This is a genomic window from Actinomadura rugatobispora, assembly GCF_055379765.1.
In genome coordinates, this window is sequence record NZ_AP029191.1 from 7,231,290 (window position 1) to 7,254,221 (window position 22,932).

The 22,932-nt window shown below is 73.4% G+C and carries 21 protein-coding genes; 4 read left to right on the plus strand and 17 right to left on the minus strand.

Annotated elements, in window-relative coordinates:
* Positions 1-111 precede the first annotated feature (111 nt).
* Positions 112-1,284 carry an imidazolonepropionase gene (hutI, locus tag ACZ466_RS32380; RefSeq protein ID WP_378282454.1) on the plus strand — a complete coding sequence of 391 codons (1,173 nt, stop codon included), beginning with the start codon at positions 112-114 and terminating at the stop codon, positions 1,282-1,284.
* Here the strand turns inward: hutI and ACZ466_RS32385 are convergent.
* Complete coding sequence (locus ACZ466_RS32385) at positions 1,269-2,495, minus strand: glycerophosphodiester phosphodiesterase family protein (protein ID WP_378282453.1); 1,227 nt, start codon at positions 2,493-2,495, stop codon at positions 1,269-1,271. The genes hutI and ACZ466_RS32385 overlap by 16 nt on opposite strands.
* Before the next feature lie 146 nt (positions 2,496-2,641).
* Here ACZ466_RS32385 and ACZ466_RS32390 point away from each other — a divergent pair, with 146 nt between their 5' ends.
* Positions 2,642-3,193 carry a ferritin-like domain-containing protein gene (locus ACZ466_RS32390; RefSeq protein ID WP_378282452.1) on the plus strand — a complete coding sequence of 184 codons (552 nt, stop codon included), beginning with the start codon at positions 2,642-2,644 and terminating at the stop codon, positions 3,191-3,193.
* Here the strand turns inward: ACZ466_RS32390 and ACZ466_RS32395 are convergent.
* The 3 genes from ACZ466_RS32395 to ACZ466_RS32405 are packed head-to-tail and all read right to left on the minus strand — an operon-like array spanning position 3,184 to position 5,873.
* On the minus strand, positions 3,184-3,612 hold the full coding sequence (locus ACZ466_RS32395) for a flavin reductase family protein (RefSeq protein WP_378282451.1): 429 nt from the start codon (positions 3,610-3,612) through the stop codon (positions 3,184-3,186). The genes ACZ466_RS32390 and ACZ466_RS32395 overlap by 10 nt on opposite strands.
* A 47-nt stretch (positions 3,613-3,659) precedes the next feature.
* A complete protein-coding gene (gene sppA / locus ACZ466_RS32400; protein ID WP_378282450.1) occupies positions 3,660-5,363 on the minus strand; it encodes a signal peptide peptidase SppA in 1,704 nt (567 codons plus the stop codon).
* 18 nt (positions 5,364-5,381) lie between these two features.
* On the minus strand, positions 5,382-5,873 hold the full coding sequence (locus ACZ466_RS32405) for a PaaI family thioesterase (RefSeq protein WP_378282449.1): 492 nt from the start codon (positions 5,871-5,873) through the stop codon (positions 5,382-5,384).
* A gap of 143 nt (positions 5,874-6,016) precedes the next feature.
* On the opposite strand from ACZ466_RS32405, the gene ACZ466_RS32410 reads away from it, so the two are divergent.
* Positions 6,017-6,889 carry an NUDIX domain-containing protein gene (locus tag ACZ466_RS32410; protein WP_378282448.1) on the plus strand — a complete coding sequence of 291 codons (873 nt, stop codon included), beginning with the start codon at positions 6,017-6,019 and terminating at the stop codon, positions 6,887-6,889.
* Here ACZ466_RS32410 and ACZ466_RS32415 read toward each other — a convergent pair.
* From ACZ466_RS32415 to ACZ466_RS32440, 6 genes are all read right to left on the minus strand, one after another.
* Positions 6,886-7,248, minus strand: a complete 363-nt coding sequence (locus ACZ466_RS32415) for an ACT domain-containing protein (protein ID WP_378282447.1) — start codon at positions 7,246-7,248, stop codon at positions 6,886-6,888. The two genes, ACZ466_RS32410 and ACZ466_RS32415, sit on opposite strands and share 4 nt — an antisense overlap.
* Positions 7,249-7,257: 9 nt before the next feature.
* A complete protein-coding gene (gene glgB / locus ACZ466_RS32420; RefSeq protein ID WP_464041773.1) occupies positions 7,258-9,426 on the minus strand; it encodes a 1,4-alpha-glucan branching protein GlgB in 2,169 nt (722 codons plus the stop codon).
* 185 nt (positions 9,427-9,611) lie between these two features.
* Positions 9,612-10,712 (minus strand): GNAT family N-acetyltransferase, encoded by a 1,101-nt coding sequence (locus ACZ466_RS32425; RefSeq protein ID WP_378282445.1) that lies wholly within the window; start codon positions 10,710-10,712, stop codon positions 9,612-9,614.
* A complete protein-coding gene (locus tag ACZ466_RS32430) occupies positions 10,709-11,941 on the minus strand; it encodes a cytochrome P450 (RefSeq protein WP_378282526.1) in 1,233 nt (410 codons plus the stop codon). The genes ACZ466_RS32425 and ACZ466_RS32430 overlap by 4 nt, the downstream gene beginning before the upstream one ends.
* Positions 11,942-11,982: 41 nt before the next feature.
* Positions 11,983-13,395, minus strand: a complete 1,413-nt coding sequence (locus ACZ466_RS32435) for a xylan 1,4-beta-xylosidase (protein WP_378282525.1) — start codon at positions 13,393-13,395, stop codon at positions 11,983-11,985.
* 513 nt (positions 13,396-13,908) lie between these two features.
* Positions 13,909-14,127, minus strand: coding sequence for a hypothetical protein (locus ACZ466_RS32440; protein WP_378282444.1), 219 nt, complete (start codon positions 14,125-14,127; stop codon positions 13,909-13,911).
* A 195-nt stretch (positions 14,128-14,322) separates the two neighbouring features.
* On the opposite strand from ACZ466_RS32440, the gene ACZ466_RS32445 reads away from it, so the two are divergent.
* Positions 14,323-15,087: a GntR family transcriptional regulator gene (locus tag ACZ466_RS32445; protein ID WP_378282443.1), complete on the plus strand. Its 765-nt coding sequence runs from the start codon at positions 14,323-14,325 to the stop codon at positions 15,085-15,087.
* On the opposite strand, the gene ACZ466_RS32450 is transcribed toward ACZ466_RS32445, so the two are convergent.
* Genes ACZ466_RS32450 through ACZ466_RS32480 form a run of 7 tightly spaced genes read right to left on the minus strand, consistent with a single transcriptional unit; the run spans position 15,041 to position 22,407 of the window.
* Positions 15,041-15,316 carry a hypothetical protein gene (locus ACZ466_RS32450; protein ID WP_378282442.1) on the minus strand — a complete coding sequence of 92 codons (276 nt, stop codon included), beginning with the start codon at positions 15,314-15,316 and terminating at the stop codon, positions 15,041-15,043. The genes ACZ466_RS32445 and ACZ466_RS32450 overlap by 47 nt on opposite strands.
* Positions 15,313-17,394, minus strand: a complete 2,082-nt coding sequence (locus ACZ466_RS32455; protein WP_378282441.1) for a hypothetical protein — start codon at positions 17,392-17,394, stop codon at positions 15,313-15,315. Before ACZ466_RS32455 ends, ACZ466_RS32450 begins: the two co-directional genes overlap by 4 nt.
* On the minus strand, positions 17,391-18,665 hold the full coding sequence (locus ACZ466_RS32460) for a hypothetical protein (protein ID WP_378282440.1): 1,275 nt from the start codon (positions 18,663-18,665) through the stop codon (positions 17,391-17,393). The genes ACZ466_RS32455 and ACZ466_RS32460 overlap by 4 nt, the downstream gene beginning before the upstream one ends.
* Positions 18,658-19,443, minus strand: coding sequence for a polysaccharide deacetylase family protein (locus tag ACZ466_RS32465; protein ID WP_378282439.1), 786 nt, complete (start codon positions 19,441-19,443; stop codon positions 18,658-18,660). The genes ACZ466_RS32460 and ACZ466_RS32465 overlap by 8 nt, the downstream gene beginning before the upstream one ends.
* A gap of 11 nt (positions 19,444-19,454) precedes the next feature.
* On the minus strand, positions 19,455-20,438 hold the full coding sequence (locus ACZ466_RS32470; RefSeq protein WP_378282438.1) for a glycosyltransferase family 2 protein: 984 nt from the start codon (positions 20,436-20,438) through the stop codon (positions 19,455-19,457).
* On the minus strand, positions 20,435-21,505 hold the full coding sequence (locus ACZ466_RS32475; protein ID WP_378282437.1) for a GNAT family N-acetyltransferase: 1,071 nt from the start codon (positions 21,503-21,505) through the stop codon (positions 20,435-20,437). Before ACZ466_RS32475 ends, ACZ466_RS32470 begins: the two co-directional genes overlap by 4 nt.
* Positions 21,502-22,407, minus strand: a complete 906-nt coding sequence (locus ACZ466_RS32480; protein ID WP_378282436.1) for a glycosyltransferase family 2 protein — start codon at positions 22,405-22,407, stop codon at positions 21,502-21,504. Before ACZ466_RS32480 ends, ACZ466_RS32475 begins: the two co-directional genes overlap by 4 nt.
* Positions 22,408-22,932: the final 525 nt, after the last annotated feature.

Below are 22,932 nucleotides of genomic sequence, written 5' to 3' on the forward strand. Positions count from 1 at the left end.
CTGGCCGGGAGGTGTGGGGGGTCGTCCCCCCACAATGTGGTGTCTCGGATCCGGGACACCACCGGCGCGGACACCGGTCCGCACCGCCCCCGGCCATGCGATTCTGGGCCGGTGGGCATCGCGATCACCAACATCGGGGAACTGGTCACCAACGAGCCCGGGCTCGGCGAGGGCCCGCTCGGGCTGCTGCGCGACGCGGCGCTGATCCTGGACGGCGGCGCGGTCGCCTGGGCCGGGCCGTCCGTGGCCGCGCCCGCCGCCGACGAGGCGTACGACGCCCGCGGCCGCGCCGTCCTCCCCGGCTTCGTCGACTCCCACGCCCACCTGGTGTTCGCGGGGGAGCGGGCCGAGGAGTTCGCCGCCAGGATGAGCGGCCGGCCGTACGCGGCGGGCGGTATCCGCACCACCGTCGCCCGCACCCGCGCCGCCACCGACGATGAACTGCGCGCCAACCTGCGCCGCCTCGTCGCGGAGATGGCCCGGCAGGGCACCACGACCGTCGAGTGCAAGTCCGGCTACGGCCTGTCGGTCGAGCAGGAGGAGCGGGCGGTGCGGATCGCCGCCGAGGTCGCCGACGAGGTCACCTTCCTGGGCGCGCACGTCGTGCCGTCCGAGTACGCCGGCGACGCCGCCGGGTACGTGCGGCTCGTCACCACGGACATGCTGGCCGCGTGCGCCCCGCACGCCCGCTGGATCGACGTCTTCTGCGAGGAGGGCGCCTTCGACGCCAGCCAGACCCGGGAGATCCTCGCGGCCGGGATCGGGGCCGGGCTGACGCCCCGCCTGCACGCCAACCAGCTCCGCGCCGGGCCGGGCGTGCGACTAGCCGTGGAGATGGGCGCCGCGTCCGCCGACCACTGCACCTTTCTCACGGACGCGGACGTGGACGCGCTCGCGAACTCCGAAACCGTCGCCACCCTGCTGCCGGGCGTCGAGTTCTCCACCCGCCAGCCCTACCCCGACGCGCGGCGGCTGATCGACGCCGGGGCGACCGTGGCGCTGGCCACCGACTGCAACCCGGGCTCCTGCTACAGCTCCAGCATGGCGTTCTGCGTCGCGGTCGCCGTACGGGACATGCGCATGACCCCGGCGGAGGCGGTGTGGTCCGCCACCGCCGGGGGAGCGCGGGCGCTGCGCCGCACCGACGTGGGACGGCTCGGCCCCGGCGCCCGCGCGGACGTGCTCGTGCTGGACGCGCCCTCCCACGTCCACCTCGCCTACCGCCCGGGAGTGCCCCAGGTCGCGGCGGTCTGGAAGGGCGGCGTCGCTCAGGGAACGATGTAGGAGTGGGTGTCCAGCACCGTGTGGCCGGCCGAGAAGTAGGTCACCGTGTCACCCCCGGTGTTGTTGAGGAAGCCCGTGGTCAGGTTGTTGTAGTACGCGCCGGGCCGGTCGGTCCCGGGCCCGACGTAAACGCGCAGCAGGCTCCCCGGCGGGATCACCTGCCCCTCGCCGATGCGCAGCAGGTTGGTGGCCTGGTCGCGCAGGTAGTGCCCGCTCACGTCGATCGGCTTGCCGGTGGTGTTGCGCAGCGTCACGTGCTCGCCGGTCTCGGGCTGGAGGTCGTCGCCGCTCGGGTTGGGGAACACGTGGTCGACGACGACGCCGTTGGCGCGCGGGAAGGGCTCCTTGCCCGCCCGCACGCGCAGCGCCGTCGCCGGGAAGTTGGTGATCGTCCAGTCGTAGCCCTGGCGCAGCGCCATGGTGATCTCCGCGGGGCTGTCCACCGGGTCGCTGAAGACCTTGAGGCCGCGCCGATGGGCACGTTCCACATCGGCGGCGGAGGTGACCCGCGGGTGGGAGAACACGCCGACCGTCCAGCCGGAGAGCCGGTCCAGCGCCGCGTCGTCCAGCATCGCGCCGCCGGTCAGCACGGCCAGCTGCACCTTGGGCGCGCCCGCGTGGAACTCGCGCAGCGCCGCCTCGTCCCGCGAGTGCACCTTGACCCGCCACGCGCCCGACTTCAGCGTCCTGCCGTCGGTGAGCCCGGCCCGGTTCAGCTCCGCGGCCAGCTTGGCGCCCACGCCGGGGCTGTTGGCGGGCGACTTCAGCTCCAGCGTCAGCCCGGCCTTCCCCCGGTTGATCTCCAGCAGCTCCCGCACGGTCGGCACCCGCTCGCCGGCGAAGCGCGGGTGGAACCACGACCCGGCGTCCAGCCGCTTGATCTCGGCCAGCGTGAACTGCCCCACCCGCCACGGCGCGCGGTCGGGGAACACCGTCTCCGCGTCGGTCGTGCGGACCAGGGTGTCGTCGTGGACGAGCACCATCTCGCCGTCCGAGGTGAGCTGGACGTCGCCCTCCAGGACCTCGGCGCGCTCGGCGAGCGCCTGCCGGTACGAGGCGGGCGTCTCCTCGGGGGCCAGCCCGGGGGAGCCGCGGTGTCCGGCGACCACGGACCGCTCCTTGGGTTCCGCCGCCTGGGACGGCCCGGCCGCGACGAGGGTGGCCGCCGCGACGGAGGCGGCGAGCAGGGCGCGGGGGACGAACTGGTTCACAAGTGACCCTTTCGGTCAGATGGGGAACAACCAGCTGATCATTCAAGAATCCCGTGTCCCGCCCCTGGCCGTCCGCTGAACGGAAAGTGTGAAACGCGTGCGTCGGGTAGGAGCCTGCGTGCCCGCACAGCACGAGGGAGGCACGCATGGCGGAGTTCCTGACCGATCTCAAGACGTTGCGCGACCGAGCCCGGCAGGAGATCGACAAGGGTCCGGTCACCGAGGCGTACGGAGCCGACCGGGAACGGGTCGTCCAGGTCTGCAACGAGGCGCTGGCCACCGAGATCGTGTGCACGCTGCGCTACAAGCGGCACTTCTACACCGCCACCGGCATCCACGCCGAGTCGGTGGCCGCCGAGTTCCTGGAGCACGCCCAGGAGGAGCAGCAGCACGCGGACATGCTGGCCGAGCGGATCGTCCAGCTGGGCGGCGAGCCCGACTTCTCACCCGACACCCTCACCACCCGCGCCCACGCCGAGTACGACGCGAGCCTCGACCTGGTCGAGATGATCAAGGAGGATCTGGTCGCCGAACGCGTCGCGATCATGTCCTACACCGAGATCGTCCAGTGGATCGGCGACGGCGACCCCACCACCAAGCGCATCTTCGAGCGCATCCTGGAGCAGGAGGAAGAGCACGCCGACGACCTCAGGGGCCTCCTGGAACGCCTCCCCAGTGATCTCAAGACTCAGACATAACGGCGGTTCACCCTGATCAGGGGGTCCTTGCCGCGGTCGACGTAGTCGGCGGACCGGACTTCGGCGACGAAGAGGGTGTGGTCGCCGGCCTGGACGCGCTGCCGGGTCTCGCACTCCAGGGCGGCCAGGCCCCCCTCGACGATCAGGGCGTCGGAGAGGGGCCCCCGGTGGTGCGGCTCGCTCGCGAGGAGGATGCGGGCGTTGGGGCGGCCCTGAATGGCGAAGCGGCCGGCGAGGGCCCGCTGCCCGGTGCCCAGCACGGTCGCCGCCCAGCGGTCGCCGCGGTCGAGCACCTCGGCCAGGTAAGACGTGGAGGTGATTCCGGCCAGCACCATCGGCGGTTCCAGGGACACCGACATGAACGAGGTCACAGTGATGCCGAGGTCGTCGCGGCCGTCCCGGACGGTCAGGACGACCACGCCGGTGGCGAAGCTTGAGATGGCCTCGGTGAAGTCGGTGACCCCGTTCAGCGGATCTCCCAGGAGCCCGGGAGGGTGAGCGGGCCCGCCGAGGGCAGGCCCAGGCGCGCGGCGAGGCCGCCCAGGGAGCCCCAGGCGTCGAAGCGGGCGCGGGCGGCGGTGCGGTCGTCGCTGGACTCGGGCGGGCGGAGCCGGTCCAGCGGGGTGGCGTGCGGGAAGGTGCGGACGGGGGCGTCCTCGGGCAGCCCGGCGCGCTTGCGGGCCAGGTCGAGGGCGAGGTCCAGGCCGCCGAGTTCGTCCACCAGGCCGTTGGCCTTGGCGTCGGCGCCGGTCCAGACCCGGCCGCGGGCCAGCTCGTGGAGGCGTTCGCGGGACATGCCGCGGCCTTCGGCGGCCTTGGCGGTGAAATCGTCGTAGATGCGGTCGAGCGAGGCGTTGATCCGCTCCCACTCGGAGTCGCTGAAGTCCTTGGTGGCGCTGAACATGCGGGCGTGGTCGCCGTCGGCGACGGCGCCGAGGCCCACGCCGACCCGGTCGAGCAGGTCGTTGACGACGGCCTTCCCGACGACGACGCCGATGGAGCCGGTGATGGTGCCCGGCTGGGCGACGATGGCGTCGGCGGCCATGGCGACGTAGTAGCCGCCGGAGGCGGCCACGTTGCCCATCGAGACGATGACGGGCTTGCCGGCCTCGCGGGCCAGCACGACCTCGCGCCAGATGGCGTCGGAGGCGACGGCGGAGCCGCCGGGGCTGTTGACGCGGAACACGATCGCCTTGACGCGGTCGTCGCGGGCGGCGGCGCGCAGCGCGGCGCCGATGGTGTCGGAGCCCATCGCGGGGGCCTGGCCGGGCAGCGGCCCGCCGCGGCCGCCGCGGCCGAGGCGGATGGGGCCGTTCCCGTTGACGAGGGCGATCGTGTCGTGGCGGCCGGGCTGGGGGAGGCGGCGGGTGAGGCCGTGCGTGCGGTTGTAGCGGGAGACGTAGCGCAGCAGCGCCTCGTCGCCGATCTCCTTGCGGACGTCGCCGTACACCTGGTCGCGGTAGCCGAGCCGGTCGACCAGCCCGGCCTCCAGCGCCTCGGACGCCAGCAGGGGGCCCTGGTCGGTCAGCTTCCGGACGCGTTCCTCGGTGAGGCCGCGGGCCGCGGCGATCCCGGAGGTGATCTGCTCGCCGAGGGAGGCGACCAGCCGCCGGGACGACTCCTCGTGCTCGGGCGTGTAGGTCTTCTCCATGAAGGTGTTGGCCATGGTCTTGTACTCGTGGCGCTTGGCGAACCGGGGCTGGATCCCGGCCTTCTCCAGCGCGCCGGCCAGGAACGGCTCCTCCAGGGCGACGCCGGTCAGCCCCACGTCCCCGGACGGCTGGAGGTAGACGCGCTCGAACGCGCTCGCCAGGTAGTAGGGGACGGTGCCGTGCCCGGCCTCGCCGAAGGTCTCGGCCCAGGCGACGGTGAGCTTGCCCGCCTCCCGGAAGTCCCGTACGGCCTCGCGCAGTTCCTGGGCCATGGCCAGGCCGACGCCGCCGGACACCTTCACGATCAGGCCCCGGACGCGGGCGTCGCCGCGGGCGCGGCGCAGCCCGTCCAGGACGTCGCGGAGGTGGTTGCGGCGGATCGACATGAGCGCCGTCAGCGGGTCGGACGGGGCGGACTCCACGAGCCCGTCGGTGAGGTCCAGTTCCAGGATCAGCGGCGCGGTGCGCCGATCGCGGGCCTGCTTGATGACGTTGACGACTGTGCCGGGATCCACCATGGGCCCCAGCCTATGCGTTCAGCGCGCGAAAGCCCGGTTGGGCACCACGGCCGCGGACGCCTGCGCGACGAGACGGTCCTGCGCGTCGGTGACCACGGCGTTGGAGACCATGCGGGTGCGGCCGGGGTGCACGCAGGTGCCGACGACCCGGTAGGTGTCGCCGGGCATGGCGGCGCGCAGGTAGTCGACGTTGAGGCTGAGGGTGAGCATCGGCATGAAGTGCTCGCAGGTGCTGGAGCCGGCCAGGCACACCGCGTTGTCGAGGATCATGGCGATGTAGCCGCCGTGGACGGCGCCGCCGGGGTTGGTGAGCCGCTCGCCGGGGGTCCAGTCGATCTCGACGCGGCCGGGCACGGCGCGGCTGATCGCCTGGCCGATGTGGGTGTTCACGCCGGAGATCTCCGGGAACCGCCCGTCGCCCATCGCCTGGATCAGGTCGGCGCCGGACAGGGTGTTCCACAGATCGGCACCGGGGCCGGCGGTCGGGTCGTACGCGGCCTCCACGCTCACCTGGGTCCCCCCGTGCTCGGGCGCGTTCCATCGTCCAGCACCGAATCGTATTCCGGTCCCGGCGGGGCGGCGGCCCCGGGGGGCTGTGCCGTTCGTCACGGCCCCTTCGCCGCGGCCCGGTGGGGAGGGGCTAGGGTCGCGGCATGGGAGGCGACGGTGACGGCTGGGCGCGGTGCGCCAGGGGCCACACGCACTGGGGCCGGTTCGGCGCGTCCGGGCTGCTGGCCTACCACCGCGACCGGGACGGCGAGGTGTGGATCCTGCTCCAGCAGCGCGCCTGGTGGGGGATCGGCGGCGGGACGTGGGGGATGTTCGGCGGCGCCTTGAACAGCCACGAGGACCCGGTGCCGGGGGCTCTCCGCGAGACCGCCGAGGAGTGCACGCTCGACACCCGCAGCGTCCGGGTCCAGGGGATCCGGGTCGAGGACCACGGGGGCTGGCAGTTCGCCTCCATCGTCGGGGCCGTTCCAGAGAAGCAGGACGTGCGGCCCGCCTCCCGGGAGACGCGCAAGGCCGCCTGGGTGCGCCTAGGGGAGGTGGAGGACAAGAAGCTGTTCCCGCCGTTCGCCGCTTCGTGGCCGGTGCTGCGCAACGCCCTGAAGCGGCTGGTGCTGGTCGTGGACGCGGCGAACGTCGTCGGCGCGCGCGCCGACGGCTGGTGGAAGGACCGCGCGGGCGCCAACGCGCGCCTCCGCGACGAACTGGCCGCCCTGAAGGAAGGGGTGTCGGGGCTTCCCGAGGACGTCCTTCCCCTGGACACGTGCTTTCCCGAGGTCGTCATGGTGGTGGAGGGCGCGGCCGGCAGGATCGCCGACGAGCCCGCCGACGGCATGCGCGTCGTGGCGGCCTCCGGGAGCGGCGACGACCAGATCGTGGACCTGGTGAGCCGTCCCGATCCCGGCGCCGTCTACGTCGTGGTCACCGCCGACCGCGAGCTCCGCGCCCGCAGCCGGGCGGCGGGCGCGTCCGTGGCCGGCCCCCGCTGGCTGCTCGGCTGCCTCCCTGGGAAGGCCTAGGACGACTGCACGACCTGGTGCCCGGCCTCCTTCAGGGCCGCGGTCGCCTCGGGCACCTTCAGTTCCGGGACGAGGACGAGGTCGGCGTGGAACGTGGAGGTCACGAAGACCGGGATCCCCGCGCCGGCCAGCGGTCCCACGATCGCGGCCAGCACGCCGGGCGTGTCCAGGGAGTGGTCCGGCTCGCCGTAGAAGCCGACCCAGCGCTCGGCCTCCACGAACGGCGGGACCTCCCGGATGACGGTCAGGCCCTCGGGCGCGCGCACCAGCGCGATCCACTCGTCGTCGTCGGGGAACGTGGCGTTGGGCAGGTGCTCCACGATGAACTGCGACGGCACGATGTGAAGGCGCTGAGACATGCCGCCACCCTAGTCCGGCGGCGCCTGCCCGGGCCCCGTCTCCTCCGGGACGAGGAAGAGCGCGCCCAGCGGAGGCACCCGCACGAGGGCGGAGGCGGGCATGGCGTGCTGCGGCTCCTCGGTGGCCTCGACGCGCCCCATGTTCCCCACGCCGCTGCCCCCGTAGTCGTAGGCGTCGGTGTTGAGGACCTCGCGCCATCCGCCCGCCCTGGGCAGGCCCAGGCGGTAGTTCTCGTGCGGGGCGCCGGAGAAGTTGACCACGCAGGCGATGACGGGCTGCTCCTGCCGCGGGGACGGGGCGGTGCCGTAGCGGAGGAAGGAGAGGGTGTTCCCCTCCGCGTCGTTGGCGTCGATCCAGCGGAAGCCGTCGGGGGCGTCGTCCATGGCGTAGAAGGCCGGTTCGGAGCGGTAGAGCCGGTTGAGGTCGCGCACGAGTTTCTGGACGCCCAGGTGGTGGGCGCCCTCGGAGGCGTTGTCCAGGAGCCACCAGTCGAGTGAGCGCTCCTCGGCCCATTCGGCGCCCTGCGCGAACTCCGAGCCCATGAACAGCAGCTGCTTGCCCGGGTGGGACCACATGTAGGCCAGCAGGGCCCGCAGCCCCGCGAACTTCTGCCACGCGTCGCCGGGCATCTTCGCCAGGAGCGACCCCTTGCCGTGCACCACCTCGTCATGGGAGAGGGGCAGCACGTAGTTCTCGGAGAACGCGTAGACGAGGGAGAAGGTGATCTCCCCGTGGTGGTAGTGGCGGAAGAGGGGCTCGTGCCGGAAGTACTCCAGCGTGTCGTGCATCCAGCCCATGTTCCACTTGAACCCGAACCCGAGCCCGCCCAGGTGGGTGGGACGCGAGACGCCCGGCCACGCGGTGGACTCCTCGGCGATCGTCATGATGCCGGGGTTGCGCTTGTAGGCGGTGGCGTTCATCTCCTGGAGGAAGGAGATGGCCTCCAGGTTCTCCCGGCCGCCGTAGACGTTGGGCGTCCACTGGCCTTCCTCGCGCGAGTAGTCCAGGTACAGCATCGAGGCCACCGCGTCCACGCGCAGCCCGTCGACGTGGAACTCCTCCAGCCAGTAGCAGGCGTTGGCCACCAGGAAGTTGCGGACCTCGGCGCGGCCGAAGTTGAACACCAGCGTGCCCCAGTCGGGGTGCTCGCCGCGGAACGGGTCCTCGTGCTCGTACAGGGCGGTGCCGTCGAACCGGGCCAGCGCCCACTCGTCCTTGGGGAAGTGGGCCGGGACCCAGTCGACGATGACGCCGATGCCCGCCTGGTGGAGCCGGTCCACCAGATGCCGGAAGTCGTCGGGGTCCCCGAAGCGCGACGTGGGCGCGTAGTAGGAGGTGACCTGGTACCCCCAGGACGGCCCGTACGGGTGCTCGGCCACGGGCAGGAACTCCACGTGCGTGAAGCCCATGTCGCTCACGTAGCGGGTGAGCTCGTCGGCCAGGTCCCGGTAGCTCAGGCCGGGCTTCCACGACCCCAGGTGCACCTCGTACACGCTCATGGGCTCGTTCACCCAGGACCGCTCCTTGCGGAGGTCCATCCAGTCGCCGTCGGCCCACTCGTAGGCGGAGGTGAAGACGCGCGAGCCCGTGGCCGGGGGCACCTCGGTCCACTGCGCCATCGGGTCGGCCTTGATGCGCCACTGGCCGTCCGCGCCGAGGATCTCGTACTTGTAGGTGTCGCCGTCGCCCACGCCCGGGACGAACAGCTCCCACACGCCGGTGGAGCCGAGGGAGCGCATCGGGTGGGCGCGCCCGTCCCAGTGGTTGAAGTCGCCCACCACCCGCACCCCGCGGGCGGTCGGCGCCCACACAGCGAAGCCCGTGCCCGACACCGGACCGAACGCGGACGCGTAGGCGCGGACCCGCGCGCCGAGCGCGCGCCACAGTTCCTCGTGCCTGCCCTCGCTGATGAGGTGCATGTCGAGCTCGCCCAGGGTGGGCAGGTGCCGGTACGGGTCGTCCTGGAGGAACTCCTCCCCGTTGCCGTAGGTGACCGCGAGCCGGTAGTCGGGGACGGCCAGCGGAGCGGCGCCGGGGTCGGTCCCCGACAGCGACGCGTCCTCGGGCAGCGTCCCGGCGAAGACGCCCTCGTGGAAGTGGCGCAGCCGGTGCCGGTCCCCGTTCGGCAGCACCACCTCCACCCGCTCGGCCAGCGGCCGCAGCGCACGCACCGTCACGCCCGAGCGCTCGGGATGTGCACCGAGGACGCCGTGCGGATCGTGGTGGTCGCCCCCCCACCAGTCTCTCGATCTCCTCGCGCGTCACCCGTGCCATGTGATCATGGCCTCCTCGTTCCCTGGGTCCGGTACGCCCCTAGGAGTGCCCCGGGAACGGCATAACTCACCTGCGGCCGGGACGGGTCTCAGCCGCCGCGCGACCGCCAGCGGCCATAGCCCCGCATCGCCCGGTCGGCCATGCCGTACAACCGCTCGCTGCCGAGGACGAGGTCGCGGCCGCGGGTGACCGGGGCGTGCCTGAGCCAGTGCGCGGCCCCGCCCGGCGAACGGCGCCGCACCACCCCCTCCGCCACCGTGATGGAGTGGTTCCGCAGCTCCTCCTTGTAGCGCCAGCCGACGGCCGGGCCCATGTCGATGTGCCGCACGCCCAGCGCCGCGGCCTCCTCCGCCATGCGCAGGTGCAGGACGAGGCCGGGCGAGTACTTGGCGAACTCGGGGTCGTACACCGGGAACCACGTCACCAGGGTGTGGTCGCTGCGCAGCCCGAAATGGCCCGCGACCGGCCTGCCGGCGGCGTACAGCATGGACAGCACCCCGGCGAAGCCGTCGTCGTGGGTGCCGTGCAGCCGCTCCACCAGCCGCACCACCCAGGGCCGGGAGAACCGGTCGGCGCGGCCCATCGCCCGGTACTGGGCCGACTTCCACGACTGGACGAGCGCCAGCGACGCGTCGTCGCGCACGTCGAACGCGAACGACACCTCACCCGCCTCGCGGCCCAGCTTCCGCTCCTTGTAGCGGGTCTGCCTGACGACCTTGGACCCCCTGGCGCGCAGCGACCCGGCGAACGCGTCGAAGCCGCCGGTCAGGTCCATCACCGCCGAGTCGAGCCGCTTGGTCGCGTACGGCGCGAACCACGGCTGGCCGGGCGCCAGCGTCCCGAACGCGTAGGCCGACAGCCCGCACGAGCGCAGCAGCTCGCGCGCGTCCAGCTCCAGTCCCGGCGCGTGCACCAGGCCCTGGCCGAGCGACAGCCACCCGCCGATCGCCCCCGCCGAAACCCGGCCGTGCAGCTCGTAGGGCAGGAACCCGACGATGTCGCCGCCCGCCCGCTCGCTCAGCACCGCCACCCGAGCGCCCGCGATCACGTGGTCGACCGCGACCGCGTAGCCCGCCGACAGGAACGGGTTGGCGAGCTCGGGCCGCCCGTCCTGCAGCGCGCGCCAGGCCGCCAGCTCGGCCGGGCCGAGTTCGCCGGGACGCGTCACCGCGACGTGCACCGCGATCACCTCGCGAACGTGAACGGCAGCCGGGTGATGCCGTTGTCGAAGCTGGAGCGCAGGTACTCGGGCCCGCCGTCCGCCCGCAGCCCCGGCAGCCGCCCGTACAGCTCCCGGAACATGATCCTCAGCTCCATCCGGGCCAGGTTCGCGCCCAGGCACAGGTGCGGGCCCGGACCGCCGAAACCGACGTGCGGATTGGGCGAGCGGGTGATGTCGAAGGAGTCGGGATCGGCGAAGACCTCCGGGTCGCGGTTGGCCGCCGGGTAGAACAGCACCACCTTGTCGCCCGCCCGGAACGGGTGCCCGCCCAGCTCGTGGTCCCGCGTGAGCGTCCGCCGGAACTGGATGATCGGCGAGGCGTACCGGACGATCTCCTCGATCGCCCCGCCGATCCGCCCGTCGTAGGCGGCCAGGTCGCCGGCCGTCAGCAGCTCCCGCTGCCCGGGATGCTCGGTGAACAGCCGCAGCCCGTGCGACAGCGCGTTCCGCGTGGTCTCGTTGCCCGCCACCAGCAGCAGGTCGAAGAACGACCCCAGCTCCTTCACCGACAGCCGCTCGCCGTCGGGATTGGCGTTGACCAGCGCCGACACCAGATCGCCTGCCGGGTTCTCGCGGCGGGCCCGGCCCAGCCGGGCCACCAGCCGGTGCAGGTCGACGATGGCCCGCAGGTTGCCGTACAGCAGCCGCAGCGTGCGCGGGCTCGCCGGCGACCCGCGCACCCCCGAGTACGCGGTCATCGCGTCGATCCGGCCCAGCACGTACGGGCGGGTCCGCTCCGGGACGCCCATCATCGCGCAGATCACGTTGATCGGCAGCCGCGCCGCGACCTGCTCCACGAAGTCCCGCGGCCCCTCGGCGAGCACGTCGTCGACGATCCGCGCCGCGGTCGCCCGCACGTCCTCCTCGATCCGGGCCAGCATTTTCGGTGTGAACGCGCGGAACACGATGCGCCGCAGCCGGGCGTGCGCGGGATCGTCCATGTTGACCATCGGGGTGCCGAACAGCGCCGGCAGCCACGGCGGCGGCTCCGGCGACGTCGCCGCCGGCTCGCTGGAGAACACCGCCGCGTTCCGGCTCGCCTCGACCACGTCGGCGTGCCGCACCAGCGCGTGGAAGCCCCGGCCCGACCGGACGAGCGGCACCCGCGGCTCGGGGAAGTACACCGGCCGCCCCAGCTCCCGCAGCCGCGCGAAGTCGGCCAGCCGCCGCTCCGGCGGCCGGTCCCAGAACTCCATGCCCACCAGGTCGATGCCGGTGACCCGCCGCGCCGGCGCCGTCACCGCGCCACCCACCTGACCTCGTAGGGGCGCAGCTCCAGCGCTTTGCCGTCGACCAGCGGCCGGACGGCCTTGGCCGAGCCGTTCACCACGACCATCCGCTCCCGCTGCGCCAGCACCCGCACCGCCGGGTCGGACGCCTTCACCTCCACCAGCGCGGTGCCGGGCGGGAACCAGAGGGCGAAGTTCTGCAGCATCGCCAGCGTCGGCGTGGCCCCGCCGCCCTTCGCCGGGCCCGACCACAGGCAGCCGGGGCAGTCGCCGGTCGTGGTCGTCTGCGGGCTCCAGTAGAACGCGCTGGCCGCGCCGCCCCGCACGAACTCCATCATCGCCGCGGTGTGGACGGCGGCGCGGCGCCCGGCCGTCCAGTTCGACGGCACCGGCTCGACGTACCACTCGGCCCACCACACCGGCAGGTCCGGGTCGAGCGCGCGCAGCCACCGGGTCACGTCGGAGAACTTCGTCAGCGCCTGGAAGTCGTTCAGGACGATCTCGCGCTGGACGGGCTGGCTGTGCCCGTCGACCGCGATGAAATCGGCGCCCCTCTTGTGCCGCATCCAGTATTCGACGGCGTCCAGATTGCGCTGGTCCATACTGCCCCACGCGCCCTTCAACTCCGAAGGCGGACCGTACCGGCCGCCGGGGGCGTTGCTGTTCATGACCATGTAGGGGCCGCCGACGCGGATGTCCCCGTCGACCTTCTTCAGGGCGTCGTAAACCTTGTTGTAGAGCCGGGTGTAACCCTCATAATCCCAGCGATTTCCGGGCGGATACCAGAAACCCTTGAACTCGTTCCATACGGTGTAGTACTTCACCTGGGGATAGCGTTTCGCGATCTCCGCCGACAGCTCCGCGAACGCGTCGAAGTACCTCGGCTCGACGGCCAGTTCCAGCCGGCTCCAGTCGGTGTCGCCGGGCGGCCCGCCCTTCATCCAGTCGGGCGCGCAGCACAGCGTGATGACCGGAACGCCCTTGGTCGCCTCGATCGTCTGGATCCGCCGGTCCAGCGACGCCCAGTCGTACTCGCCCGGCCGCGGCCGCGGGTTGTCCACCCCCCATCCCATGATGGGCGTGACCTGCACGACCGGGCCCGCGGACAGGTCGGCGAGGGCCCGCCGCGGGCCCTGCTCGTGGTCGACCGAGTTCTGCGTGTGGGTGAAGCCCCACGCGGGCCAGTCGGCCCCGGCCCCGGCCCCGACCCGGGCGGCGGGCGAGGCGGGCGCCTCCACCGTGCCGCCCGCGCCCCCGCCGGGCCGCCACCCCGTCACCCCCAGGACGATCGCGGACGTCGCCACCCCCGCGAGCGCGGCCGCGAGCGCGACCAGGAAAAGGCGCCTCCGGGGCGGGCGGCCGTGCCGGCCCTGCCGGGTGCGGAACAGCGCGGGACGGCTGTCGCGCGTCCTTGATTGCACGTCCAAGGGGGCCCCCAGAAAGGAACGGGCAAAAGCGCCGGGGACTCGCCCGGCACCTTCCTTAGAACGTGGTGGGCACGGCCGGAGTTCGCCGTTCCGCACCACGTTGTCGTGACATCTGCCTTACTTCCGGCGCGACCGCCGGCGCCCTGCGACCGGAACGAGGAGAACACAACCCGCGACGATGTGAGACGGCCTCGTGAAAAGCGTGATCGGAATGTGTGATCGCGAAATGGCGCGGGCGCCGGCCGCGACCGCACGGATGGCACGACTCTTCACGTAGGGGTCGCGCCGATGTGCCATCCGTGCGGTCACGCTCTTCTGGCCCCCGTGGTGACATCGACCACGCCGACCAAGCCTCCACTCCTGTGTCACCTCAGCGACACAGGTATCTTGCGCCCCGCGCCGTCCCGGCCCGGTCCGCCCCCGTGCGCGGACCGGGCCGCACGGCCTCCCCGGCCGCCCGCCGGCGCCCGCGGAACGGCGCCGCCGCCCCCCGCCCGCCACGGGCCCTCACCGCTCCTCGTCGTCGCGCCGGGCCTGATCACGCAGCAGCTCGCGCAGCCCCGCCGCGTCATCGGCCGCGACCGTCATCGCGTAGCCCGCCTGCAACTGGGCGTCGGTGAGATCGCCACTGCGCGTGGCGTACCAGCGGCCCGCGTCGCTCCGCCACACCAGCCACCCCGGGAACTCCCTCTCGATGGCCGTCTTCAGATCCTCGAAGTCGCCCATCAAGGTCGTCCTTTCCCCGAGGCGGTTCTTCCGTATACAAAAGTCTTACTCGGTCAAAGAGGTGTCAAGCTGTCCGTAAGCGGACCGTCCCCCTGGGGTTAGCGAAGGGAAGGATGCAGGGCGGGGGGCGACGGGCCGGGATCGAACGGCTCATCGATCCGGGGGGAACGGTGGGCCGGGGGACGAGAGAAGGTGATGCCGGTGCCGGACCGTCCGGCCTACCTCCGTATTGCCGACCAGCTGCGGGCCCGGATCAGGGACGGCCGCTACCCGCAGGGGGCGCGCCTGCCCACCATGGCCGACCTGCGCGCCGAGCACGGGGTCTCGGAGATCGTCGTGCGCCAGGCGATCGCCCTGCTGCGCGGCGAGGGCCTGGTCGAGACCCGCCGCGGCGGCGGGACGATCGTGAAGGTGGCGCCCCCGGTACGCCGCGTCGCCATGGACCGCTACCGCAGCGTGACCCGGCCGATGGCCGTGCCCGCGACCACGTTCACCCACGACCAGCGGATCTCCTGGAACGAGTACCGCCTCGACCGGGAGTTCACCCGGACCACCGCCGACGCCCCCCTCGCCGAACTCTTCGAACTCGCCCCCGGCACCGAGATGCTCCGCCGCCGCTTCGTCTTCTACGCTCGCGGCGAACCTCAGCAGATCTCCGTCAACTACCTGCCGTGGGACGTGGTCGGCGACACCCCCGTCGCCGACCCCGCCAACGAGCCCTGGCCCGGCGGCACCCTCGCCCAGCTCCGCTTCCTCGGCCACCCCCCGACCCGGGTCGAGGAGTCGGTGACCTCGCGGATGCCCACCCCGGAGGAGTCCGAGACCCTGCGGATGGGCGCCGGCGTCCCCGTCCTCACCATCACCCGCCGGCTCCTGTCGGGCCCCCGCGTCCTGGAGGTGTGCCGCGACATCGTCATCCCCGCCGACCGCGTGGTCCTCGACTTCGCGATCGATCTCTGAGCGGGAGGCGGGGGACGGCGACCAGGGTGCTGATGAGGAGGACGGCGGCCAGGCCGGCGCGGGGCGACCAGGTGCCGGTCATCAGCATGAGCTGGGCCGTGCAGGCGACCGTGACGATGCTCGCGGCGGCGGCGGCCACCAGGCGGCCGATCGGGTCCAGGTTCCGTACCAGGGTCCAGAAGGCCGCGCCCGGCGCGACGAAGAGCAGGGCCAGCAGCAGGAGGGTCACCGGATCACCACGAACCTCTCCACGATGACCGCGACCACGCTGACGAACAGCGGGACCGCCAGGACGGTCAGCGGCCGCAGGCGGGCCTGCCCGCCGGGCGGGACGCGCAGGCGGCGCAGCTCGCGGGTCAGCAGCACGCCCAGCAGGACCGGCAGGTAGACGAGCCCGGCCGGGGTCCAGGGGGAGGAGCGCAGGCCGAGGCCCGCCGGGGGCGGCACCTGGGCCACCGGTTCCGGTGGCGGGTTCCGCAGTCGGAAGACGGCGGCGTCGCGGTCGGCGAAGACCGTGCGGATCGCCGGGTGGGACGCCAGCGCGCGCCGCATCCGGGGGCCGTAGTCGGGGGCCAGGCCCGCGGTCAGCACCTGGAAGTCCTCGTGGCCGCGGGTGGTGACGAAGAAGCCGCCGGGTCCCTGCTCGCCGAGGCGCCGGAGGATCCGCGAGACGTCGGCGGGGTCGTCCCGGTCGGCGATGACGGGGGTGTAGGTGAACCGTTCCCAGCCGCGGTACGACCACGGCATCACCGGCGTCCCGCCGACCAGGTCGGGGTCCTCGGCGCTCAGCCAGACCACGCCGATCGCGCCCTGGTGCTCGCGCAGCATCACGTCGAAGGCGGTCACGTCGCTCTGGCGGACCTGCTCGTAGCGCTCGTTGCCGTACCGGACGGTGAGGAAGCCTCCGGTCAGCAGGAGGGCGAACGCGGAGGCGAGCGCCACCGTCGGCCAGTGGCGGCGGGTGCCGGCGCGCGGCGCCGGGAAGAACAGGTAGGCGATCAGCAGGCAGGCGGCGGGCAGCATGAAGAAGTAGATCCGCAGCGCGATCTCGCCGCCGTAGTTCTGCAGCCCGAACGAGGAGAACGGCACCAGCATCAGCACCGGCGCGACCCGGTCGTCGATGCCCCGGGCGCGGCGCCGCAGCAGCCCGGCCAGTGCCAGTACCACCACGGTCACGGCGATGAGGATCCGCAGCAGCTGGATGTCGCGGGTCTCGCCGGCCGCGTCGCCGAGCCGGCCGCCGGTGCTCTGCTGCACGTTGGTGAACACCTTGCCGAGGCCGCCGAAGATCTCCTCCTTGCGGCTCGACCAGTGGCCGACCGTCATGAAGCTGATCCACGCCGCGTACACGACGCCGGCGATGAACGGCAGGCCGCGCAGCTCGCAGCGGCGCACCAGCACCAGCCCGGCGCACGCGGCCGTCATCAGGAACGGGGTGAGCTGGTGCGCGGCGGTCCCGGCCAGCAGGAGGAGGAACAGCAGGACGAACAGGATCGAGCGTTCCCGGGCCGGGACGGCGGGCGCGGGCAGCTCCCCGGGGTCCTTGGGACGCCGGACGGTACGGCGGCGGCCCCTCCGCCGCGGGGTCCACTCGCGGTGGCGGAACCAGTTGACCAGGATCGCGACGAAGTACAGGTAGAGCAGGTACGCGAACGCCTGCGGGGACAGGTAGTCCTGCCCGACCCAGTTGGCCGCGATGAACAGCCAGGCCGCGAACCACTTGGCCCGCCAGGACGCCCGCAGCGCCCGCAGGATCAGCGCGTACGGCACCAGGTACATCAGGTTGGTGACGGGGGGCGCCCAGCGCAGCACCGGCTCGATGTCGTGCTGCCCGGCCGCCTTCATGACGAAGGAGACGAAGGCGAAGAAGCCGGGGGTGGAGAAGCGGGCGTCCAGGTCCCAGGCGACGGTCCCGGTGCGGGAGACGTACTCGATGAACCCGGCGGTCTGCCAGGCGGTGGGGAAGCGGGCGATCGGCTCCAGCGCCGGCGTGACGCCGTGCAGCGAGATGATCAGCACGCCGATCTGGGCGGCGAGGAGCGGCCGGTGGGGCGTGCGGAGCGCGAGCGTGGCCATGAAGGTCAGCACGATCACGGCGGCGCCGGCGAGGGTGGCGGCGGGCAGGACGCCGATGAGGCCGTGGCCGGTCAGCTCCTCCAGGTCCACGCCGCGCAGCGGCAGCCAGAACAGCGCGGCGCCGGTCAGCAGGGACGTGATCAGGGCGGCCAGGAGGAGGCGCGGGGTGCCCGGGGGTGACGGGGGAGCGGCCGGGGCTTCCCGGCGCGCCGGGAGTGCCGTCACGTTCATGGCCCGTCCCGGGTCGCGCTCAGCAGGCCGGGCAGCACGAGCGCCGCGACGATGGTGTTCACGCCGACGATGGCCAGGCCGGTGGTGGCCAGCCGGTCCGGGTCGATCACCACCGGCACCAGCGCCAGCACCCCGAGGAACCGGACCGCCTGCAGCGCGGCGATCAGCCGGGTGCGGCTCTCCACCCGCAGCACCCCGATGTACAGCTCGATGATCGCCTTGGGCAGCGCGGCCAGTGCCAGCGTCTGCAGCAGCGGCGCGCCCCGTTCGGCGTACTCGTGGCCGAAGAGGCGCAGCCCGAGCGGTGCCGCCGCCACCACGAGCAGGACGGCCGGGGTCATCAGGGTGAGCGTGCGGCGCAGCGCGGCCGCCGCGGACCCGGCGAGCCGTTCCCGGTCGAAGGACCCCTCGACGGTCAGCGACGTCGACAGGGTGAGGGCGAGCAGGTCGAGCATGATGCCCAGCGCCCAGGCCATCTGGAAGTAGGCGTTGGCGGCCGGGTCGAGGTGCGCGGCCACCACGACCGGGACCAGGCTGACCGAGGCGTACTGGAACGCGCCGCCCAGGTAGGCGCCCCCGGCGTACCGGGCGATGTCGCGGCGGGTGGGGCGGGCGCCGCGGCCGAGGTTGCGGCGGCTGTGCTCGGGGATCAGCCGCCCGAAGACGAGCAGGCCGACCGGGACGAGCATCGCGATGGCGGGCACGAACCACGACAGCGTCACCCCGCCGGAGGGGAACGCCGTCGCCAGCGCGACCAGCAGCAGCAGCTTGGCCACGCCGAAGGCCGCGTTCACGACCGGGACCCAGCCGGCGTGCCGCAGCCCGGTGAACACGCCCTCCTGCTGGTTCCACAGGTTCCACGCCACCGCCATGGCCAGGAACCACAGCCCGGTCCGCCAGCCGCCGAGGTGGGCGAACGACTCGCCCCACAGGTCCAGGGTGAGCAGGAAGCCGAGGGCGAGCAGGGCCGCCGCGGCCGCGCCGGCGGCGTAGCAGGCCAGCACCAGCGCGCGGGTGCGCCGGGCGGTCTGCGGGACGAACCGGATGAGCAGGAAGTTGAGCATCGTCACGCCGCCCACGAACATGATCGCCTGGATCACGGCCCAGTCGCGGCCCATGGCCTCGGGGGCGTACAGCGCGGCGCCCAGGCCCCAGTACGCCAGCCCCAGCAGCCCGGTGAGCCCGCCGTTGGCGACCAGCGCGTAGGCGTTGCGGAACAGCGGGTCGGACAGCTCGCGGCGCAGCCGCCCGGCGACGGCCAGATCAGCCATGGCGGCTCACCCGCCGCAGCCCGTGGCGGGTCCGCCGGACGGCGGCGTACCCCTTCGTCAGCGCCCGGTCCCGGAGGAAGATCAGGGGGATGCGCCGCCCGCCGGCGATCCGGGCGAACGTGGCGAGCGTGGTCGAGGCGCGGACGGTCAGCCGGGGGACGGTCAGCGTGCCGTCCGCCGCGGGGGGAAGGGGCGCGAGGCGGTTGGCGACGGCGCAGGCGCTGTCGTACCCGGCGGCGCGGACCGCGCGCCGCACCCGCGCGCTGGAGTAGCCGTACGGGTAGGCCATCGTGGTGACGGCCGTGCCGAGCCGATCCTCCAGGAGGCCGCGGCTGCGGGTCAGCTCGTCGGCGAGCGCCGGGTCCGGGAGCTGGTCGAGCTGCGGGTGGCCGTGGCTGTGGGCGCCGATCTCGATCCCGGACGCCGCCGACTCCCGCACCTGCGACCACGCCATCATCGCGGTCGGCGGGCGGCCGGCCGCGTCCGGTCCGGCGTCGGCCAGCCAGCCGGTGGTGACGAACACGGTCGCCGCGAAGCCGTGCCGCTCCAGGACGGGCAGCGCCGCCGCGTGGAAGTCGGCGTAGCCGTCGTCGAAGGTGAGGGCGATCGGGCGCCGGACCCCGGCCGCGCCCCCCGCCAGCGCCGAGAACGGGACGGGCGTGAAGCCCTCGTCCGCCAGCAGCGCCATCTGGTCGGCGAACGCGGCGGGACGCACCGCGAGCCCGGCGGTCGCGCGCGGCGGCCGGTCGGCGATCGAGTGGTACATGAGCACGGGCACGGAGCGCACGGTCACGCGCCCCCGAAGCGGCCCATGGCGTACCCCCACGCCGTCCAGGCCAGCCCGACGGAGATGGCGGAGGCGCGGCCGAGGCCGGCCGGGTCGCCGCGGAGGGCGTCGCCGACGCCGTGCAGCGCGCCCAGGGGCAGCGTCCTGAGGACGTGGGCGCGCTCGCTGGCCAGGCCGTCCTGGCTGCCCACGCTCCGGGTGACCAGGGCCTTGGACAGGCCCTCGGCGTAGCAGCGTTCGCGGAAGTAGGCGAACCGGGCGCGCTCGGCCGGGACGCGGTGCCAGATGACGGCGCCGTCGTCGTACACCAGCTCGGACCCGGGGCTGCGCTGGCGCAGCCGGATGCAGAACTCGGTCTCCTCGCAGCCCAGGGGCCGCCCGCTGAAGGTGCGGCCGATGCCGCTGTCGAAGCCGCCGGCGATCGGGAACGCCTCGCTGCGGAACGAGGCGTTGCCGCCCATCAGGTTCCGCACCGGACCGGGGACCAGGCCGCGGTAGGTGCACCCGACCGTCCAGTCGAACTCCTCGGGGAACCAGCGCGGGCGCCGCCCGGCCGGCTCCGGATCCGGCTCCGCGGACGAGGCCGGCCCGGCCGGCGGCGTCGAGCCCGGCCACAGCGGCAGCGTCAGGCCGCCGACGCCCGCGGTCCGCGGGTCGGCGTAGTGCCGGGCGAACGCGGCGAGCCAGCCCGGCGCGGCCACCGCGTCGTCGTCGAGGAAGGCCACCACGTCGCCGCGGGCGGCCGCGACGCCGGTGTTCTTGCCGCCCGACAGGCCGCGCGCCCCGGCGTTCGGCACGACCGCGACGTCGCGCAGCGAGCGCCTGAGCCGGTCGCGCAGGTCCGGATTGTGGTCGACGACCAGGATGATCTCCTCGGGCGCGTGCCGCTGCGCGCGCACGGACGCGACCGCGGCGTGCACATCGTCCCAGCGCCGGTCGGTGTAGGCGCAGACGACGACCGAGAAGCGGGGGCCGGGCACGGTCATCGCGTCCGCCCCCTCAGCCTGGCGCAGGTCTTCAGGACGCGGTCGGCGCGCCGGTAGAGCGCCGGGTGGTCCAGCACGGCGCCGCGCGCCCGGCCGAGCGGCGCGGCGCGCACCCAGTGCAGGCCCGCGCCCGCGGTGCGGCGGGCGACCCGGCCCTCGGCGATGGGGATCTCGCGGCCCTTGAAGCACTCCTTGAACTCCTTGCCGCCGCGGCCCATCGCGATCTCGGCGACGCCGGCCTCCGCGCAGCCGCGGGCCAGCCGCAGATGGCCGAGCATGCCGGGGGAGTACCTGCCGAAGCGGACGTCGTAGGCGGGGAACCAGCCCGCCATGACCGTGCCGCCGCGCAGGCCGAAGTGCGCCGACACCGGTTCCTCCCCGGCCCACAGCACGCTGAGCACCCCGAAGCCGGTCTCGTGGAAGTGCCGCACCAGCCGCACGATCCAGGGCCGGGCGAACCGGTCGGCGCGGCCCGTCCGGGTGTACTGCGCGGACTTCCACTCCATCAGCCGGCGCAGGTCGGCGGGGTCGGCGGAGGCGAACACGTACCGCACCTCGCCGACCTCGCGGCCGAGCTTGCGCTCCTTGTAGCGGAGGGTCCGGTGGGTCTTGGGCGCGGCCCGCCGCATCTCCCCCTCGAACGCCGCGAACCCGGCGCCCAGGTCCATCACCGGCTCGACCCGCCGCGCCGCGTGGTACGGCGCGAACAGCGCCTGGTGCGCCAGCAGGTGGTCGAAGTCCCAGACGCCGAGCCCGCAGGCGCGCAGCAGGGCGCGGGCGTCCAGGCGCAGGCCGGGCGGGGCGACGATCCCCTGGAGGTCGGTGAGGCCGGACCCGACCGGGTGGCCGATGCCGGCCGGGCCGCGCTCGTAGGGGAAGAACGCCACGACCTGCGGGCCGTCCTCGACCACGGCGATCCGGGCGCCGTCCCGGAACCGGCCGACCCCCAGGGCGAACTCGGGCGCCAGGAACGGGTTGCCCAGTTCGGGGTCGGTGAGCTGCAGCTCGCGCCAGCGCCCGATCTCGGCCGGGCCGAGGTCGCGCGGGCGCACCACGGTGACCTTCACGGTGATGCCGTCCCGGTCACTCGGTGGCGGTGCGGCTGAGGGCCGCCGGCCGCCGGCCGCAGTCCGGCCGGGCCCGGAGCCGGGGACGGGGACGGCTCGGCGGGGGCGGGGGCGCCGTCGCCTGGCAGCGGCTCCAGCGCGCCCCGGAAGCGCAGCCGGACCATCGTCTTGAGCACCCGCCAGCCGTCCCGCCAGGTGTTGAGGTTGGACTCCCCGTGCCGGCGCTCGGTCTCGTGGCTGACCACCTCGGCGATCCGCAGCCCGGCCCGGACGGCGTTGACGCACATCTCGGTCTCGATCTCGAAGCCGGTGGACTCCAGCCGCAGCCGCTCCACCGCGTCCCGGCGCATCGCGACGTAGCCGTAGCACAGGTCCGACCAGTGCTGCCGGTACAGCGCGTTGGCCAGCGCGGTCAGGGCGGAGTTGCCCAGCCGCCGCAGGCCGGTCAGGTCGTCCGAGCCGCCCCCGCAGCCGTACCGGGTGCCCTTCACGAAGTCGTAGCCGCGGCACAGCAGCGCCAGGAACGCGTCGAACTCGGCGGGGTCCATGCTGCCGTCGGCGTCCAGCATGATGATCATCTCGGAGCTCGCCGCGGCCATCCCCGTCCGCATGGCGCTGCCCTTCCCGGTGGGCGGCTCGACGATGATCCGTGCGTCCGGCCGGACCGACAGCACGAACTCGACCGTCCCGTCGGTGGACTGCCCGTCCACGATCACGATCTCGTCCACGGCGGCGAGCCGCGGCAGGAGCCAGCGGAGGTTGTCGGCCTCGTTGAGGGTCGGCACGACCGCGGTGACCGTGGGCCAGCGGCGGGCGGTGCGGTGCGCGGGGGACCGGTCCGGGGCGCGTCCGAGGCGGGCCGCCCTCGGCGCGCCCTCCGCGTGCGCGTGGGACTCGCGCACGGAAGAGTCAGGAGATTGCATGGGATTCCCCGTATGTGTCGGCGTCTTTCCCGGTTGAGATGTCGGGTGCGCCCATCATGTTTGGAGGAACTCGCGAAGCACTCCCGGCGCAGGCGGTCCTACGCACCCTGTACCGCTCCGGCAGGTAAGGGCATCGTCACGCATTGCGCGGCGGGGGACGCGGGAAATCACGAATTTGTTAATGGTGAACCCCTGGCCGCTTCCGGTCAGCCGCAGGTCGGAGGCGGCGTCTTCACTGGTCAAGGACCAAGATCGGAAATCGGGAATTGATCAACGCGGCCGTCGGCGGTACTTATCCTTACCGGAGGAAAGGGAGGTTTCCGGTGCGCCGCGGGACGGCATTGTCGACCGCGCGGTGATAACGCAATGCGGGGGAGTCGGGTGATCCTGGAGATTGCCGTAAAACGCCGCCGCGTCTTTGCGGGTACGGGAACGGGTAGCGCGCGGACGTCATTCGTCCGGGTCCCGCGGCGACCCCGTGGTCGCGGGGCCCGGCGGTCCGCC

Excerpts from the sequence above, each read along its gene's own strand:
- ACZ466_RS32455 (WP_378282441.1), bottom strand. The coding sequence starts at position 17,394 with ATGAACGTGACGGCACTCCCGGCGCGCCGGGAAGCCCCGGCCGCTCCC.
- ACZ466_RS32445 (WP_378282443.1), top strand. The coding sequence starts at position 14,323 with ATGCCGGTGCCGGACCGTCCGGCCTACCTCCGTATTGCCGACCAGCTG.
- ACZ466_RS32410 (WP_378282448.1), top strand. The coding sequence starts at position 6,017 with ATGGGAGGCGACGGTGACGGCTGGGCGCGGTGCGCCAGGGGCCACACG.
- ACZ466_RS32390 (WP_378282452.1), top strand. The coding sequence starts at position 2,642 with ATGGCGGAGTTCCTGACCGATCTCAAGACGTTGCGCGACCGAGCCCGG.
- ACZ466_RS32470 (WP_378282438.1), bottom strand. The coding sequence starts at position 20,438 with ATGACCGTGCCCGGCCCCCGCTTCTCGGTCGTCGTCTGCGCCTACACC.
- ACZ466_RS32415 (WP_378282447.1), bottom strand. The coding sequence starts at position 7,248 with ATGTCTCAGCGCCTTCACATCGTGCCGTCGCAGTTCATCGTGGAGCAC.
- sppA (WP_378282450.1), bottom strand. The coding sequence starts at position 5,363 with ATGGTGGATCCCGGCACAGTCGTCAACGTCATCAAGCAGGCCCGCGAT.
- ACZ466_RS32440 (WP_378282444.1), bottom strand. The coding sequence starts at position 14,127 with ATGGGCGACTTCGAGGATCTGAAGACGGCCATCGAGAGGGAGTTCCCG.
- ACZ466_RS32460 (WP_378282440.1), bottom strand. The coding sequence starts at position 18,665 with ATGGCTGATCTGGCCGTCGCCGGGCGGCTGCGCCGCGAGCTGTCCGAC.
- ACZ466_RS32430 (WP_378282526.1), bottom strand. The coding sequence starts at position 11,941 with ATGGAGTTCTGGGACCGGCCGCCGGAGCGGCGGCTGGCCGACTTCGCG.